General features: G+C 57.7%; 12 protein-coding genes. 8 read left to right on the top strand and 4 right to left on the bottom strand.

Features of this window, described 5'->3' with window-relative positions; translation table 11 throughout:
* Positions 1–34: 34 nt before the first annotated feature.
* Positions 35–1,090: a dipeptidase gene (locus tag ACQZ5M_RS11550; protein WP_449079808.1), complete on the bottom strand. Its 1,056-nt coding sequence runs from the start codon at positions 1,088–1,090 to the stop codon at positions 35–37.
* Between the two features lie 233 nt (positions 1,091–1,323).
* Positions 1,324–2,238: a LysR family transcriptional regulator gene (locus ACQZ5M_RS11545; protein ID WP_449079807.1), complete on the bottom strand. Its 915-nt coding sequence runs from the start codon at positions 2,236–2,238 to the stop codon at positions 1,324–1,326.
* 97 nt (positions 2,239–2,335) lie between these two features.
* On the opposite strand from ACQZ5M_RS11545, the gene ACQZ5M_RS11540 reads away from it, so the two are divergent.
* Positions 2,336–3,523 carry an acyl-CoA dehydrogenase gene (locus ACQZ5M_RS11540; protein WP_296106970.1) on the top strand — a complete coding sequence of 396 codons (1,188 nt, stop codon included), beginning with the start codon at positions 2,336–2,338 and terminating at the stop codon, positions 3,521–3,523.
* Between the two features lie 238 nt (positions 3,524–3,761).
* Positions 3,762–5,198: an NAD-dependent succinate-semialdehyde dehydrogenase gene (locus ACQZ5M_RS11535; protein ID WP_449079806.1), complete on the top strand. Its 1,437-nt coding sequence runs from the start codon at positions 3,762–3,764 to the stop codon at positions 5,196–5,198.
* 42 nt (positions 5,199–5,240) lie between these two features.
* Here ACQZ5M_RS11535 and ACQZ5M_RS11530 read toward each other — a convergent pair whose 3' ends face one another.
* Both ACQZ5M_RS11530 and ACQZ5M_RS11525 read right to left on the bottom strand, forming a co-directional pair.
* Positions 5,241–5,963: a response regulator transcription factor gene (locus ACQZ5M_RS11530; protein ID WP_296015490.1), complete on the bottom strand. Its 723-nt coding sequence runs from the start codon at positions 5,961–5,963 to the stop codon at positions 5,241–5,243.
* Between the two features lies 1 nt (position 5,964).
* Positions 5,965–7,200, bottom strand: coding sequence for a GAF domain-containing sensor histidine kinase (locus tag ACQZ5M_RS11525; protein ID WP_296084093.1), 1,236 nt, complete (start codon positions 7,198–7,200; stop codon positions 5,965–5,967).
* 294 nt (positions 7,201–7,494) lie between these two features.
* Between ACQZ5M_RS11525 and ACQZ5M_RS11520 the strand changes: the two genes are divergently transcribed.
* The 6 genes from ACQZ5M_RS11520 to ACQZ5M_RS11495 all read left to right on the top strand — a co-directional run bounded on the left by ACQZ5M_RS11520 (position 7,495) and on the right by ACQZ5M_RS11495 (position 15,446).
* The gene (locus ACQZ5M_RS11520; RefSeq protein ID WP_296015486.1) at positions 7,495–8,508 is read left to right on the top strand and encodes an ABC transporter substrate-binding protein; all 1,014 of its coding nucleotides are present in this window, start codon (positions 7,495–7,497) and stop codon (positions 8,506–8,508) included.
* 93 nt (positions 8,509–8,601) lie between these two features.
* A complete protein-coding gene (locus ACQZ5M_RS11515) occupies positions 8,602–10,065 on the top strand; it encodes an ATP-binding cassette domain-containing protein (RefSeq protein ID WP_296015484.1) in 1,464 nt (487 codons plus the stop codon).
* Positions 10,062–11,003: an ABC transporter permease gene (locus ACQZ5M_RS11510; protein WP_296035448.1), complete on the top strand. Its 942-nt coding sequence runs from the start codon at positions 10,062–10,064 to the stop codon at positions 11,001–11,003. Before ACQZ5M_RS11515 ends, ACQZ5M_RS11510 begins: the two co-directional genes overlap by 4 nt.
* Positions 11,000–11,947: an ABC transporter permease gene (locus ACQZ5M_RS11505; RefSeq protein ID WP_296035450.1), complete on the top strand. Its 948-nt coding sequence runs from the start codon at positions 11,000–11,002 to the stop codon at positions 11,945–11,947. Before ACQZ5M_RS11510 ends, ACQZ5M_RS11505 begins: the two co-directional genes overlap by 4 nt.
* Before the next feature lie 34 nt (positions 11,948–11,981).
* Positions 11,982–12,902 carry an SMP-30/gluconolactonase/LRE family protein gene (locus ACQZ5M_RS11500; RefSeq protein WP_449079805.1) on the top strand — a complete coding sequence of 307 codons (921 nt, stop codon included), beginning with the start codon at positions 11,982–11,984 and terminating at the stop codon, positions 12,900–12,902.
* A 618-nt stretch (positions 12,903–13,520) separates the two neighbouring features.
* The gene (locus ACQZ5M_RS11495) at positions 13,521–15,446 is read left to right on the top strand and encodes a methyl-accepting chemotaxis protein (RefSeq protein ID WP_449079804.1); all 1,926 of its coding nucleotides are present in this window, start codon (positions 13,521–13,523) and stop codon (positions 15,444–15,446) included.
* The last annotated feature ends 237 nt before the right edge of the window (positions 15,447–15,683 follow it).

Genomic DNA, 15,683 nt, shown 5'->3' with positions numbered 1-15,683 from the left:
GTTCTCCCCTTTATAGGTTTCATATCACTCTTGTTCAGGTCGGCTCATGCCAGGCTTGAGCCAGTACGCGTAGCCAGTTTTCCCGGCACATTTTAGCAAGTTCTTCTTCAGAGTAGCCAGCAGCTTTGAGCGCAGCAACCAGATTCTGATTGCCTGCAGCATCGGCGATTTCCGCCGGTACTGTTGCGCCATCGAAGTCGGAGCCAAGCGCGACGCAATCGATGCCCATGCGCTCCACCATGTAATCGATGTGGCGGACCATATCGGAGAGCGGTGTGTCGGCATCGTCGCGCGCGTCGGGGCGAAGCATGGTTACGGCGTAATTCAGGCCAGCAAGCCCGCGGCTTTCCTTTATCGCGTCCATCTGTCTGTCGGTCAGGTTACGCGCCACACCCGTCAGTGCGTGAGCATTGGAATGACTGGCGATCAGCGGCTGATCGCTTGTCTTTGCCACATCCCAGAAGCCCTTCTCAGTGATGTGCGCGAGGTCGATCAAAATGCCGAGTTCGTTGCAGCGCTTGACCAGTTCGAAACCGGCATCGGTCAGGCCCGGTGCGGTATCCGGCGACATCGGATAGGCGAAGGGAACGCCATGGCCGAAGGCATTGTGGCGGCTCCAGACGGGCCCGAGCGAGCGCAGACCAGCAGCGTAGAATACTTCAAGCGCGTCGAGATCTTCATCGATCGCCTCACAGCCTTCCATATGAAGGACTGCGGCAAAGATGTTGTCGTATATCGCCTTGCGGATATCGGCCGTGGAGCGGCAGATTTTCCAGCCTCCCGCACGCTCCAGGCGATATGCGATGGCCATTTTTTCCATGGCAATATCGAGTGAGGGCTGGCGCTGAAGGGGGGCCGCCAAGGGCGTGACATAGTGGCCATTTGCGTCCGGCTCCTGCAAAATCAAATCGCCAGAGGGGATATAAATGGCGCAAAAACCACCGGCCAGTCCACCGGCCTTGGCACGCCGCGCATCGATGTGGCCTTGCGAGGTTCCGCCGATGAATTCCTGGACTGGGTCCTGTCCCTTCTTGTCATTGTGCCACAAGCGCAAAAGCACATCATTATGACCGTCGAAAACCAATTGCATTTCAAGTTATTCCAGGATTGAAGCAGAACTTTATCGTTTTAAAACAAAGTCTTATAGATGGATTGAGTGGTCATGACGCAAGAAGACAAAACGCTGTGCCGCAATTCAGCAGATTGTCGTCGCACGCGATCTAGGACCATATTCCGGGTCTTCGCAAGCTTAAAATTGGTGCAAGATGAAATTATCGCCACAGCCCGAGTGGGATTCTCAAAACTATACAAACTGAGCGCGAACTAGTGCGTATTTTGCTCGCGAAAGATTTCACTTTCACCAAGCAGCCAGCGCCGGAACAGCACCACGGGGCCATGATTGATGCGAGAGAGTGGAGCGACCGCATAATAAGAGCTCGGGCTTTTGATCGGATGATCGAAGGCCTGAACCAGTTGTCCCGATTTCAGCTCGCTTTCGATGAGAAAAAGCGGCATCAAGGCAATGCCGAGGCCCGCAATGCAAGCTTGGGCGACACTGGAGAATTGCTCGAAGCGCATGGCCGGCGCCTGATGCGCAACAATGCCGGCGCTCTTGAACCAGTGGTCCCATGCGCCCGGCCTGGAGGCCATGTGTAGTAAAGGGAGCCCGACGATATCTTCGCCATTTCTGATTGGATGGCTCGTCAAAAATGCCGAGCTACAGACTGGCGCCACCATCTCGTTCATGAGAAAAACACTTTCTGCCGCAGGCCAATCCGGCTGGCCGATGTGAATGGCCATATCGAGACCTTCCTTCTCGAAATCGAACTGCCCGATGCGCGTGGCAAAATTCAGGGTGATTTCCGGGTGGGCCGCAACGAATTTCGGGATGCGCGGCAACAGCCAGCGTGTGCCGAAGGTTGGCAGCATGGCAAGGTTCAGCGCATTGGCATGCGTTTTGGTCATGACCTGCAGCGAGGCGGAGCGAATATCGCCAAGGGCGATACCGATGGCTTTCGCGTAAGTCTCTCCCTCCCGCGTTAGCGAAACGCCCCGCGCCCCACGCTCGAACAGCTTCACCCCAAGCTGCTCTTCAAGTGACATGACCTGCCTGCTGATCGCGCCTTGCGTCAGAGAAAGCTCGTCTGCCGCCAGCGAAAAACTGCCCAGCCGCGCGACGGAATCGAAGGCAGCGAGCGCGCTGGTGGACGGCAGCAATTTACGGCTGAGTGAGGTCATGGTGCATTCCTATCGGTAATAGCTGAATGAGTAAACATGGCTTGCCCAGCAATGATGGATTGCCAATAATCGCGGCAACAAAAGTGGAGATTTCATCGTGAGCGACCGCGCATCATTCAACTGGCAGGATCCGTTTCTGCTTGAGGATCAACTGAACGACGACGAGCGGATGATCCGCGATTCTGCCGCCTCCTTCGCCAAAGCTGAGCTTCTCCCCCGCGTCCAGGAAGCCTATCTCTCCGAAACGTCCGAACCGGAACTGTTCCGCCTGATGGGTCAGGCGGGCCTTCTTGGCGTTACGCTGCCGGAAAAATACGGCGCAGCCGATGCCAGCTATGTCGCCTACGGTCTCGTGGCACGTGAAGTTGAGCGCATTGATAGCGGCTATCGCTCGATGATGAGCGTCCAGTCCTCGCTCGTTATTTACCCGATCTTTGCCTATGGCTCGGAAGAGCAAAAGGATAAGTATCTGCCGGGGCTCGTTTCCGGCGAACTGATCGGTTGCTTTGGCCTGACAGAACCCGATGCCGGTTCCGATCCGGGCGGCATGAAGACGCGCGCTGAAAAGATCGAAGGCGGATACCGCCTTCGCGGCTCCAAAATGTGGATTTCCAATGCGCCGATCGCCGATGTCTTCGTCGTCTGGGCGAAGTCGGAAGCGCACAACAACGAAATTCGCGGCTTCGTTTTGGAGAAGGGCATGAAAGGCCTCTCGGCACCGAAGATCGGCGGGAAGTTGTCGCTGCGCGCTTCGATTACTGGCGAGATCGTCATGGATGGCGTGGAAGTGGGCGAAGACGCGCTGCTGCCAAACGTCTCCGGGCTCAAGGGCCCGTTTGGCTGCCTCAATCGGGCGCGTTACGGCATCTCCTGGGGTGTCATGGGTGCGGCGGAAGATTGCTGGTTCCGTGCGCTGCAATATGGTCTCGATCGCAAACAATTTGGCAAGCCTCTCGCCGGCATGCAGCTCTATCAAAAGAAGCTCGCCGACATGCAGACTGAAATCGCGCTTGGCCTCCAGGCATCGCTGCGTGTTGGTCGTCTGTTCGACGAGCACCGCATGGCGCCGGAAATGATTTCGATCATCAAGCGCAACAATTGCGGCAAGGCACTGGAGATTGCGCGCCAGGCGCGGGATATGCATGGCGGCAACGGCATCCAGATCGAATATCACGTGATGCGCCACGCCCAGAACCTGGAGACGGTCAACACCTACGAGGGCACGCATGATGTTCATGCGCTGATCCTTGGGCGGGCCCAGACCGGGATTCAGGCATTCTTCTAAGCCACATCAAGAAACATCCGGACCCGGCCACTGGCCGGGTCTTTTGCATTGCGAAATAAGTCATACTTTTAGATATTGCTGGTTGAAACATGCGACCGGAGAAATAATATAAGAAGCTCACCGCCGTCTTTGGTTTCACCGAAGACATCCCGTTCCGCTTCATGCTGCAATCGACTTGCTGCTTGAACGAAATGCACCGGTGTCCTGCCGGTCGGTAAAAAAACGCGAAGGTCTTTACATGCATAGCTATCCCGACGTTAAACTCTTCATCAATGGCGAGTGGCGCGACGCGCTCTCCGGCAACACCATTGCCGTCTCCGACCCGGCGACCGATGAAATCATTGGCTCGCTTGCACATGCGGAGAAGGAAGATCTGGATCTTGCACTTTCCGCCGCCGACAAGGGCTTTAAGGTCTGGCGCGAAACATCCGCCTTTGAGCGTTCCAAAATCATGCGCAAGGCCGCCGATCTTCTGCGCGAGCGCATCGATTACATCGCCTGGCTGATGACCCGCGAACAGGGCAAACCGATCGCCCAGTCCAAAGGCGAAATCAATAATGCTGCCGACACCATCGACTGGTTCGCCGAAGAGGCGCGCCGCACATATGGCCAAGTCATTCCGGCTCGCTTCGGCGGCGTCTCCAATCTGGCCATCAAGTTCCCGGTTGGCCCGGTCGCGGCTTTCACGCCCTGGAATTTCCCGATCAACCAAGTGGTGCGCAAGCTTTCGGCTGCAGTCGCAACCGGCTGTTCGATCATCGTAAAGGCACCGGAAGAGACACCAGCATCGCCGGCAGAGCTTATTCGCGCGTTTGCCGATGCGGGCATTCCAGCTGGCGTCGTCAACCTCGTCTATGGCGTCCCGGCCGAGATCTCGGAATATCTCATTCCGCATCCAGTCATCCGTAAAATCTCGTTCACCGGCTCTACTCCCGTCGGCAAGCATCTCGCCGCACTTGCTGGCAAGCACATGAAGCGCGCAACGATGGAGCTCGGCGGTCATGCACCGGTCCTGGTTTTCGGCGATGCCGATCTCGACAAAGCAATCGAAGTTTCCGCTGCCGCCAAGTTCCGCAACGCCGGTCAGGTCTGTGTCGCGCCGACGCGCTTTCTCATTCAGGACAGTGTCGCCGATGAATTCATCGACGGCATTGTGAAATATGCCGAAGGCCTGAAGATCGGCAACGGTCTTGATGCAGACACCGGCATGGGACCTTTGGCCAATGAACGCCGCATTCCTGCGATGGAAGCCCTTATCCAGGACGCCGTTTCCCATGGCGCCACCTTGAAGACTGGTGGCAAGCGCATCGGCAACAAGGGCAACTTCTTCGAGCCCACCGTTCTGACCGACGTGCCGACCAGCGCCAAGATCATGAACGAAGAGCCCTTTGGACCGGTGGCCATCGTCAATCGCTTTTCCACCATGGAAGACGCCATCGAAGAGGCAAACCGCCTGCCCTTCGGCCTGGCATCCTACGCGTTTACCGGTTCGGTGAAGACGGCGCACGCGCTTGGCCAGCGCGTCGAGGCCGGCATGTTGACGATCAACCATAACGGTCTTGCGATCCCGGAGGTGCCCTTCGGCGGCGTCAAGGATTCCGGCTACGGCACGGAAGGCGGTTCGGAAGCGGTCGAGGCCTATCTCGAAACCCGCTTTGTCAGCCAGATGAACTAATCGCTATCGACACAACAGGCCCGGATTGAAACCGGGCCTGTTTCATTTTCCGCCGTGCCATTCCGCCAGTTCGCGCTCGGCTCTTTCCAGCGCACTGTAATTCAAAAGCTTGCGCAGATAGGCGATGGTGATGGCGCGGGTGCGCAGGTTGTATCGTCCTTCCGCGTCGTCCTCGCCCGTCGATTGATGGACGTTCAGCTTCTCATAGAGGCTCTGAAGCCTGTTCTGCACGCTGCGCAGCGAGAGATTTCGGCGTTTTGCGATGGCCTTGTCAGTCAGACCCAGCGCCATGTCGATCAGAATTTCGTACTCCGTGTCGGAGAAGCCATGGGCTTTGCCAAGGCTCTTTTCCTGCAGGCCACGCACTTCGCGGTCAATCACGCATTGTGCTTCAATGAAAATGCTACGCAGCGCCAGTCGTAGGCGATCATCCGAGGCGGATTTCAGCACGTAGCCATAGGCAGCCCCTTCCGGCACGATGCGGGACACGCCGCGCACATAGGCCTCGTCTGAGTAGTTGGACCAGAAGAGAATTCGGGTATCCGGCCTTTCTTTCCAGATGGTGCGGGCGGCTTCGATGCCGTTCCGCTCGTTCATTTGCAGGTCCATGACGATATGAGCGGCACGATTCTCTCGTGCGAGCTTTTCACCCGCGCGACCATTTTCGGCCTCCAGCACGGTGCCGCATTCCGGCAACGCCGCCCTCACCGCTTCATTGAGATAGGCGCGATGCAGAACATCGTCCTCGATGATCAAAACATCCATGTCATGCCTCCTCGGGCTTGTCGGTGATCGCGGCAGGCAGCGTCAGAGTGATGCAGGTGCCTTTGCCCCGCGGGTTGGGGCCGAGATGAAAGCGAGCCGAGATTAGGCGCGCGCGTGTCTTCATGTTGCCGATGCCAAGGCCGCCGCCGGTCGTCTTTTCACCACAACCACAGCCATCGTCTGACACCTTGACCAGCAATGCACCCTGGGCCTCTGACAGCACGACGTCGATCATCGAAGGCTGGGCATGGCGAATGGCATTGTTGACCGCTTCCTGCACGATACGCAAAAGCGACACCGCGACCGAATTATCCAGTTTCTCGACAAGCCCGTTGGTCATATCGGAGACGGACCAATCGATCGGCAGGCCGCTATCGCGCACCGACCGGTCGAGATAGGTTTCAATCGCCTGCACAAGGCCGAAGAGCTGCAGGATGGAGGGCTTGGCCTCTTCGATGATGCCGCGCAGATCCTGCATGCATTGTTGCAGGCTTCGCATCACCGGCTCCAGCATTTCTCCTGACACTTCCGTCGCGTGGCTCATGCGCTCGATCCGTCGCACCAGCCGTGTCAGATCCGCCAAGGTCTGGTCGTGTAGATCCATGCCGATCCGCTGACGCTCGGCTTCCAACGCCTCTGTGAGTTGGAGCGCCCCAAGACGCAAGCCTTCCTCACGGGCGTTGGCCCGTGCCTCTTCGATGGCGGAACGCTTTGCCTGCTCCGCTGCGCGGATCGCATAGAAATAGGGAGCCAGAAGGTCGGCGACAGCGCGGGCATTCGCCACATCGTCCATCGTATAGGCGTTGGACTGATGCGACGAACAGCTGAGCGCGCCGATAATATCGCCATGCACCTTCATTGGCACGTGCAGACGGCTATGCAGATCAAGCTCATGGATCGGGCTGGAAAAAGCGCCCTCGAAATGGAAGCGTGGATCGGCGCAGGCGTCACCGCTCAAGAGATAATCGACATTGCCTGAAAGGACGGCGCGAATGGGGCTACCGGTCAGAAGCGCCGGCGGCTGACGGCTCCAGGCGCTGGCAAGACCGCTTTCGTAGGCGATGTGATATTTGTCATCCAGTTGCTTGATGCAGACATCCATATGGTCATGCGGAATGATGTGGCTGATCTCGGTCGCCACCGCCTGGATGATGGCGTTGAACTCGAGTTGCCCCGCCAAGAGCCGCGAGATGCCCATGTAATGGTGAAACAGCGCGCTTTTTGGTGTATCCAGCATGTGCCGACGCCCTCCCAAGCATCTCCCGTTGCAGGCGACGAGACGTCGGTAGCCTGCGACGGTCCATTCTGCGCCCAGCCGAGCCGTTCGTCTTGCGGGAACCCGCAAGCTTTGTGCGTTGATCCGCACGAAGATTGCCGTGATGCGCCTGTACAAGCCGGCTCTTCTTGGTCATTTTGGTTCTTACTGGGGAAAGGAGCTCCAGTGCAACGGAATTGCGTTTCCGCCGTGGGGAAGGTTTGCGGCGAAACATATTCCAGGCTCCGAAAGAGCAAGCCACAGGGAGGAAAATCAATGGCTTTTAGAAAGATGCTTCTCGCGTCGGCGGCTGTCCTATGCGCCGCGATGCCAATCACCGCTCACGCCGATACCTCGGCGAAGAAAATCGCGCTCTCCAACAATTATGCCGGCAACTCCTGGCGTCAGGCGATGCTGACGAGCTGGGACAAGATCACCAAGCAGGCCGTTGCCGACAAGCAGGTCGCTGCAGCCGACGCCTTCACTACTGCCGAAAACCAGGCAACGGAACAGGCAGCGCAAATCCAGAACCTCATCCTCCAGGGTTATGATGCGATCGTCATCAACGCCGCTTCTCCGACTGCACTAAACGGCGCGATCAAGGAAGCCTGTGATGCCGGCATCATCGTCGTGTCTTTCGATGGCATCGTGACCGAGCCTTGCGCCTGGCGCATCGCCGTGGATTTCAAGGCCATGGGTGAGAGCCAGATCGACTATCTGGCAAAGGCCATGCCGAAGGGCGGCAACCTTCTCGAAATCCGCGGTCTCGCCGGTGTGTCCGTCGATGACGAAATCCATGCAGGCATCGCAGCAGGCGTTGCCAAGAACCCACAATTCAAGATCGTCGGTTCCGTCAATGGTGATTGGGCGCAGGACGTCGCACAGCGCGCCGTCGCGGGTATTTTGCCAAGCCTCCCGGAAATCGCCGCTGTCGTAACGCAGGGCGGTGACGGTTACGGTGCGGCTCAGGCGTTTGCCGCCGCTAAGCGTCCGACCCCGACCATCATCATGGGCAACCGTGAAGATGAGTTGCAGTGGTGGAAGCAGCAGAAGGATGCCAGCGGCTACAAGACCATGTCGGTTTCGATTGCGCCCGGCGTATCGACACTCGCCTTCTGGGTGGCCCAGCAGATTCTCGACGGCAAGGATGTGAAGAAGGACTTGACCGTTCCCTTCCTTCGCATCGATCAGGATAATCTCGAAGAGAACCTGAAAAGCACCCAGAAGGGTGGCGTTGCCAATGTGGATTACTCCCAGGCTGATGCGCAGAAGGTGATTGCCGCCAAGTAAGGCCGGCCTCACCTCCCATCCGCTGCGGTCGACTTGGTCGCCGCAGCGGCCATCTCTTATTTCCATCATTTTCAGATCGTTGGCGTTTTGCTCATGAATGACATCATCGAGACGGAAGAAGTCGTCGCCGCACGCGGCGTCAAGGTCGTCTTCGGCGCTGTAAAGGCGCTTGACGGTGCCGATCTCATCATCCGCGCAGGGGAATGTCTGGGCCTTGTCGGCCATAACGGCGCGGGTAAATCCACCATCGTCAATGTGATCAATGGTGGTCTATCCCCGCATGACGGCACGATTTCCTATGGCGGTGCGCCCGGTCGCCAGGGCATTGCGGCAGCGCGGGCCGGTGGCGTACGTTGCGTTTTCCAAGAATTGTCGCTCTGCCCTAATCTCACAATCGTCGAGAACGTGCGAATCATGCATCCCACGATGAAGGGCCACAATTGGCGCGGTCGTGCTTTGTCAGCCATTCAGAAGACCATCGACGATATCTTTCCGGGCCACGGCATCGATTGCGAAGCGACGATTTCAGAACTCTCCATCGCCGAACGCCAGATGGTCGAAATCGCCATCAATTTTTGCCGCACGCCGGAAGCGCCTCGGCTCGTCATTCTCGATGAACCGACCTCCTCGCTCGACGCGGGTCTTGCCGAACAACTCATGGCTTATGTACGCCGTTTCGTGCGCGAGGGCGGCTCGGTCTTGCTGATCTCCCATATTCTCGGCGAGATCCTCTCGACCGCGACCCGCATCGTGGTCATGAAGGATGGACGCGTCGTGGCAAACCGCGCGGCAAGCGACTTTACCACGCGGACGCTGGTCGAAGCCATGGGCAGCGTCGTGAAGGATCAGGATACGCACAGGAGTGCCCGCGCTCGGTCCAGTGAAAAAGTTCTCTCCATGGCGCCGCGCCGCGGCTCAGAGATCGCATTCGAGGCCTACCGCGGAGAAATCATCGGCCTTGCCGGTCTTGGCGGTCACGGCCAGACGGAAGCACTGCTTGATCTTTATCTGGCGAAAAACAGTAGCTGGCTACCAAGTCGCAAGGCAGACCTGGCCTTCGTGGCGGGAGACAGAAGCCTGAACGGCACCTTCTCGCTCTGGAGCATCCTCAAGAACCTTTCGATCGCATCGCTTCGGGATATCTCATCTGCCGGACTGGTCGATAGATCCAAGGAAAGCGAACTCGGTGCCAATTGGAAGAAACGGATTGAAATCCGCACACCCGACATGGGCAACAAGATCCTCTCCCTGTCCGGCGGCAACCAGCAGAAGGTACTCTTTGCCCGCGCATTGGCGACGACCGCCAGCACCGTGCTGATGGACGATCCGATGCGCGGCGTCGATATCGGCACCAAACAGGAGGTTTACGACATCTTGAGAACCGAAGCGGCACACGGCCGAACCTTTATTTGGTATTCGACGGAAATGGACGAAATTCGCTTGTGCGACCGTGTCTATGTCTTCCGCGATGGCGCCATCCAGGCAGAGCTGGTCGGCGAAGAGATTACCGAACAGAATGTCCTGGCCGCATCCTTCTCAGGCGAGGCGCACGCATGAAGATTTCCGCCAACACACTTCGCCTCGTCATTCCCGCCGCGTCGCTCGCCTTCCTGCTGATAGCCGTCTTCTACATGCAGCCGCGAGCCATGAGCTATACAGGCATGAACCTGTTGTTCAATCTGGCGGTACCGATCGCGCTGGCAACCATTGCGCAGATGCTGATCATGTCCGTCAACGATCTCGACCTGTCGATGGGCACCTTCGTCAGTTTTTGTGCCTGCGTGACCGCAACGTTTCTTCAGGATTCCCCGATCATCGGCGTCGCAATCTTTGCCGCGGCGATTGCCGTCTACGCCGTGCTCGGGGCAATCATTCATCTGCGCGCCCTCCCCTCCATCGTCGTGACACTTGGAATGAGCTTTGTCTGGGGCGGCCTTGCGGTTCTGATCCTGCCCTCCCCCGGCGGACAGGCGCCTGCCTTCGTGCGCGCCTTGATGACCGCCAAGCCTCCCTTCGTCCCGATCGCCATCATCGCCAGCATAGTGATTGCGGTCGTCGCCCATTACATCGTCATGCGATCCTCCTTCGGTGTGCTGATGCGCGGCGTTGGCGGCAATCTGCGCTCCGTCGAGCGGTCCGGCTGGTCGGTGGTCGGCATTCGTGCCGCAACCTTTGCCCTGGCGGGTTTCTTTGCCGTGCTGTCAGGCATTGCGCTCGTCGGGCTGACAACCTCGGCCGATGCCAATATCGCGCTTCGCTACACGCTTCTATCGATTGCAGGCGTCATTCTTGGCGGCGGCGAATTCGTCGGCGGGCGTGTGTCTCCCATCGGCGCGGTGATCGGTGCCTTGACGCTGACACTTGCGGGCTCATTCCTGTCCTTCATGCGTATTTCGCCGGACTGGCAGATCGGTGCGCAGGGCGCGATCCTCATCATCGTGCTCGCCTTGCGTCTTTTGCTCAACCGTCTTGAAAAGCGGGAGAAAATCCAATGAGCCGCCTCGCTGCCTTAGCCAAAAGACCTTGGATCTGGTCCTTCGCCGCAACCGTTGCGGTTTGGATCATCACTGTGATGTTCACTGGCGGCGCAAGCTCGTTCGGGCTGTCACACGCCGCTCTTACCTTCGCCGCTTTTTCGGTCATCGTCGGCATTGGACAGATGTTTGTCATCACGCTCGGTCCCGGCAATATCGATCTTTGCGTCCCGGCCACGATGACGCTATCCGGCACGCTTGCGCTGAAGTTCATGGATGTCTCCGACAGTCTCGTCCTGCCGGGTCTGCTGGTGGCCGTCCTGATCGGAATCGCGATAGGCATCGGTAACTACACATTGATCAAACTCCTGCGCATCCCGCCAATCATCGCGACGCTGTCCATGAGCTTCATCGTCCAATCGATCGCGATCTGGTCCAATCGCGGGCTGCGAATCAAGCCGCCCGAAACGCTGGCGAATTTCGCGATATCAAGCTCGTTCGGCATACCGAATGTCGCGCTCGTTGCGCTTCTCCTTTCGGTCGTCGCATGGGTACTGCTCGACAGGTCGTTCTACGGACGCTGGATATCGGCCATCGGCCAGAGCACTTTCGCTGCCCGCATGACCGGCATTCCCGTCGATGGCGCGCGCTGCATAACCTACATCTTCTGTTCCGTTCTGGCAGCGATCGCCGGATACCTTCTGGCGAGCTTTTCGGGCGGTGCGGCTCTTAATATGGGGTCGGAGTATCTTTTGATGTCGATCGCCGTCGTCGTCATCGGCGGCACGGCAGTTGCTGGAGGTGACTCCAACGTGCCGGGAATCTGGGGCGCATCGCTCTTCATGTTTCTCGTGGTGTCGATGCTGAACACCTATGGCTTCGGTGCCGGTGCGCGACTGATCCTCACTGGCCTCATTATCATCTCCGTGATTTTCCTGGCGAGCGGCCCAAAGGCCACGCGCTGAACGAAACCAACACCTCTCAGGCCGATTGACGCTCATGACCAAAGATCAAAGCTCCGTTTATGACATTCGCGACGAACGCTTCCGTCACCTGATCGTCGGCAACGCCGAACTTGAAGAACTCTATTCCGGCTGCCGCTGGAGCGAAGGCCCAGTCTGGTTTGCGGATCTCAATTGCCTGCTGTTCAGCGACATCCCCAACCAGCGCATTCTTCGCTGGGTGCCGGACGGCGGAATTTCCGTTTTTCGCCAGCCCTCCAATTTCGCCAATGGCAACACTCGCGACCGCCAGGGCCGGCTAATCTCCTGCGAACACGGGGGTCGCCGCGTGACCAGAACCGAAGTCGACGGCTCGATTACAGTGCTGGCCGACAGCTATAACGGCAAGCGATTGAACTCACCCAATGATGTGGTGGTCAAATCCGATGGCAGCATCTGGTTTACCGATCCCACCTACGGAATTCTCTCCGATTACGAGGGCTACAAGTCTGAACCTGAGCAGAAGACCCGGAATGTCTACCGGATTGATCCCACGTCCGGACAGGTCGAGATCGCCGTCGACGACTTCATGCAGCCGAATGGCCTGGCATTCTCCCCTGACGAAACGAAGCTCTATGTCGCCGACAGCTCCTATAGTCACGACGTTTCGCGCCCGCGCCATATCAGAGTGTTTGACGTGATTGATGGCGTAAGGCTGGCAAATGGACGAGAGTTCTGCAATCTTGACAGTGGCCTACCCGACGGCTTCCGCCTCGACACGGCTGGCAACCTCTGGACCAGTGCCGGTGACGGTGTCCATTGTTTTTCGCCTGAAGGCAAGTTGCTGGGCAAGATCAAGGTGCCGCAGACGGTGGCCAACGTGACATTTGGCGGTCCAAAGAAGAACCGGCTCTTCATCACGGCGACCAAATCGCTGTACTCCGTCTATCTCGCAACGACGGGTGCGCAAACGCCGTAACGCCGGAGAGCAGCTTCGGGCTCTGAAAGACGGAATTCGTCGGAAAAATCATCGCTCCCAAACTCGAGGAGCGATCCTGAGACTCATGTCAACGATCGTTATCCGCCAAAAGTAGTAACGTTATTTTTACCATAGACCGATAGATTGATGCCAGACAAGCGCTACCCTTGAATTTCTTCAGGGGTTGTCTTTCTCGCCCGCATGATGCGCCCGGGTCTCGTCTAAAGATGCCGTCTGATACGATAGCGCGGACCATAAAGAATGGTCGATGCGGAGTTTCCAAGTCTCATGCGATGAGAAAATCAACCTGACCGACGCCGGCAGACTCACACGTGTGCGCCTGTTGCTTATGCTGCCAACATGCCAATCAAGCGGCCATTCAGGGCTGTTTTGTAAGTACCCCCACTCCACTTCGATTGACCTGTCCCTCTGGCCTTAGCCGCTGGATGCAGGTTGACGAGCGCGGAGCCCACAACGACCCGCCCCCAAAGCGGTTATCAATAACCCACTCTTTATGCCAATCCTCACCATTTTAGTTTTCATCATCCTCTGTCCAAGCAATGGCTTGGCATTGATGTCTTCTCGACAATTACTACCTCGCGTTCAGGGACGTTTGATATGCGGTTCACCATCAAAGCAAAGCTGGCTCTCACCTTCGGTCTTCTCATTTTTATGTTAGCCGGCACTTCTGGATACGGCATCTATAGCCTCGGCATCGCCAGGGACGCGATGAACGAAGTGGTTGAAGGCACTGTTCCACGTCTCGACAAGGTGCATCAGATTAATGCCTTGTCGCTCGTGACAATCCGGGCGCAAAAAAACATGATCCTGGCGAAGTCGCCTGCCGAAGTGCTTCAGCACAAGAAAGTGGGAGATGAAAGCAAAGCGCATCTCACGGAGCTGTTGAATGAGATGGCTGCCACGGCGAGTCCTGAGACGCGTTCCTATTGGGCGGACTTGCAGTCGATCACCACAGCCTTCGACGCCAGCGACAATCGCGTGCGCGCGCTACTCGACGAAGGAAACACCGCTGCGGCCGAGGCTTACTCCGCCGGAGAAGGACGTAACGCCGCGAATGCCCTTACGAAGAAGCTCGATGAAGGTGTCCAGATGAATAGGACACGACTGCAGGAGTCCAAACAGGTAGCGTCAGACGACTATGATCAGACGCGATTTATGCTGATTTCGTGCTCTGTCGCAGCGATTCTCATCGCCGCCTTCACTGCCTTTTGGATTGCGATGGGTATCAGTTCGGGGTTACGCAAGGTTATGACCGTGGCAGAAGCGATTGCTGTGGGCGACCTTGAGCGGGATGTCCAAATCCGTAGCAACGACGAGATCAAAGACCTTGTCGATCGGGTCAACACAATGACACGTAATCTGCGCGCGACAGCCGATGTTGCTGGCACGATTGCCGCTGGCGATCTTTCAAAGGACGTGAAGCCTCTTTCGGAAAAGGACACGCTTGGCATCGCAATGCTCGAAATGGTGACCAATCTGCGCGAGACAGCGAGCGTCGCGGACAAAATTTCGAACGGCGATCTGACGGTGACACCAAAGCCTCTGTCAGAACGGGACACGCTCGGGATCGCCTTGCAGTCTATGGTTGAACGTCTGCGTGGCGTGGTGGGCGATGCGCTCGCTGCAGCTGACAACGTCTCATCGGGTAGCCAGGAACTGTCCTCGTCTTCCGAGCAGCTGTCGCAGGGCGCGACCGAACAGGCATCCTCTGCCGAAGAAGCCTCCGCCTCGATGGAAGAGATGGCAGCAAACATCAAGCAGAACGCAGATAACGCTGCACAGACCGAGAAGATCGCGCGTCAGTCGTCCAAGGATGCCGAAGCCAGTGGCGAAGCTGTGGGCCGTGCCGTCGTTGCAATGCGCACGATTGCGCAAAAGATATCCATCGTTCAGGAAATCGCCCGTCAGACCGATCTTCTGGCACTCAATGCCGCCGTCGAAGCCGCTCGTGCCGGTGAACACGGCAAGGGCTTTGCCGTCGTCGCCTCCGAAGTCCGAAAGCTTGCAGAACGCAGCCAGGCAGCAGCAGCCGAAATCTCCTCCCTCTCCGGTGAAACCGTTCAGGTCGCAACCGACGCAGGCGAGATGCTGAACCGTCTGGTTCCTGATATCCGCAAGACCGCCGAACTGGTCGCGGAAATCTCTGCTGCCTGCCGTGAGCAGGACATCGGTGCAAGTCAGATCAACGAAGCGATCCAGCAGCTGGACAAGGTAACGCAGCAGAACTCCGGCGCGTCCGAGGAAATGTCTGCCACTTCCGAAGAGCTGGCTGCGCAGGCCGAGGAGCTCCAGGCAAGCATTGCCTTCTTCAAGGTCGAGCGTGCGGATAGCTACTCTCGACAAGTAGCGGTTCGTCAGCCAGCCGCAGCGAAACGTCCTACGGCTAAGCCCGCAGTCCCTGCGCGCCAGTCTTCTGCAAACGGCAGCATCCAAGCTCAACAGGCTCGCGCCAAGGGTTTCGCCATTGACATGTCGATGGGAGGACCGGACGGAGAGGATGAGGAATTCCGGCAGGCCGTCTAATCGAAACCGATCGAGACATCGGCGATCTTTGCGGGAAATACGTGTCTTGATATAGACCGACACTATTGTGCCCGCATCCGACAGTTCCGGATGCGGGCACAATAATTTCCGACCAGAACCAAGTTCGCGAACAGTAGGTCACGACGCGACAGAGCCTCATCTGACACAAAAGCGTGTCGCGATCTTTCAAGCCCGTTCGGCACACTTTAGATCGGTGTTCTGCTGAATGTCGTTTTT

This window comes from Rhizobium sp. 22-785-1, from assembly GCF_053521965.1.
Note: the sequence above shows the minus strand (reverse complement) of the source record. Positions and strands in the feature narration are given on the sequence as shown.

Excerpts from the sequence above, each read along its gene's own strand:
- ACQZ5M_RS11550 (WP_449079808.1), bottom strand. The coding sequence starts at position 1,090 with ATGCAATTGGTTTTCGACGGTCATAATGATGTGCTTTTGCGCTTGTGG.
- ACQZ5M_RS11545 (WP_449079807.1), bottom strand. The coding sequence starts at position 2,238 with ATGACCTCACTCAGCCGTAAATTGCTGCCGTCCACCAGCGCGCTCGCT.
- ACQZ5M_RS11535 (WP_449079806.1), top strand. The coding sequence starts at position 3,762 with ATGCATAGCTATCCCGACGTTAAACTCTTCATCAATGGCGAGTGGCGC.
- ACQZ5M_RS11530 (WP_296015490.1), bottom strand. The coding sequence starts at position 5,963 with ATGGATGTTTTGATCATCGAGGACGATGTTCTGCATCGCGCCTATCTC.
- ACQZ5M_RS11525 (WP_296084093.1), bottom strand. The coding sequence starts at position 7,200 with ATGCTGGATACACCAAAAAGCGCGCTGTTTCACCATTACATGGGCATC.
- ACQZ5M_RS11520 (WP_296015486.1), top strand. The coding sequence starts at position 7,495 with ATGGCTTTTAGAAAGATGCTTCTCGCGTCGGCGGCTGTCCTATGCGCC.
- ACQZ5M_RS11515 (WP_296015484.1), top strand. The coding sequence starts at position 8,602 with ATGAATGACATCATCGAGACGGAAGAAGTCGTCGCCGCACGCGGCGTC.
- ACQZ5M_RS11510 (WP_296035448.1), top strand. The coding sequence starts at position 10,062 with ATGAAGATTTCCGCCAACACACTTCGCCTCGTCATTCCCGCCGCGTCG.
- ACQZ5M_RS11505 (WP_296035450.1), top strand. The coding sequence starts at position 11,000 with ATGAGCCGCCTCGCTGCCTTAGCCAAAAGACCTTGGATCTGGTCCTTC.
- ACQZ5M_RS11500 (WP_449079805.1), top strand. The coding sequence starts at position 11,982 with ATGACCAAAGATCAAAGCTCCGTTTATGACATTCGCGACGAACGCTTC.
- ACQZ5M_RS11495 (WP_449079804.1), top strand. The coding sequence starts at position 13,521 with ATGCGGTTCACCATCAAAGCAAAGCTGGCTCTCACCTTCGGTCTTCTC.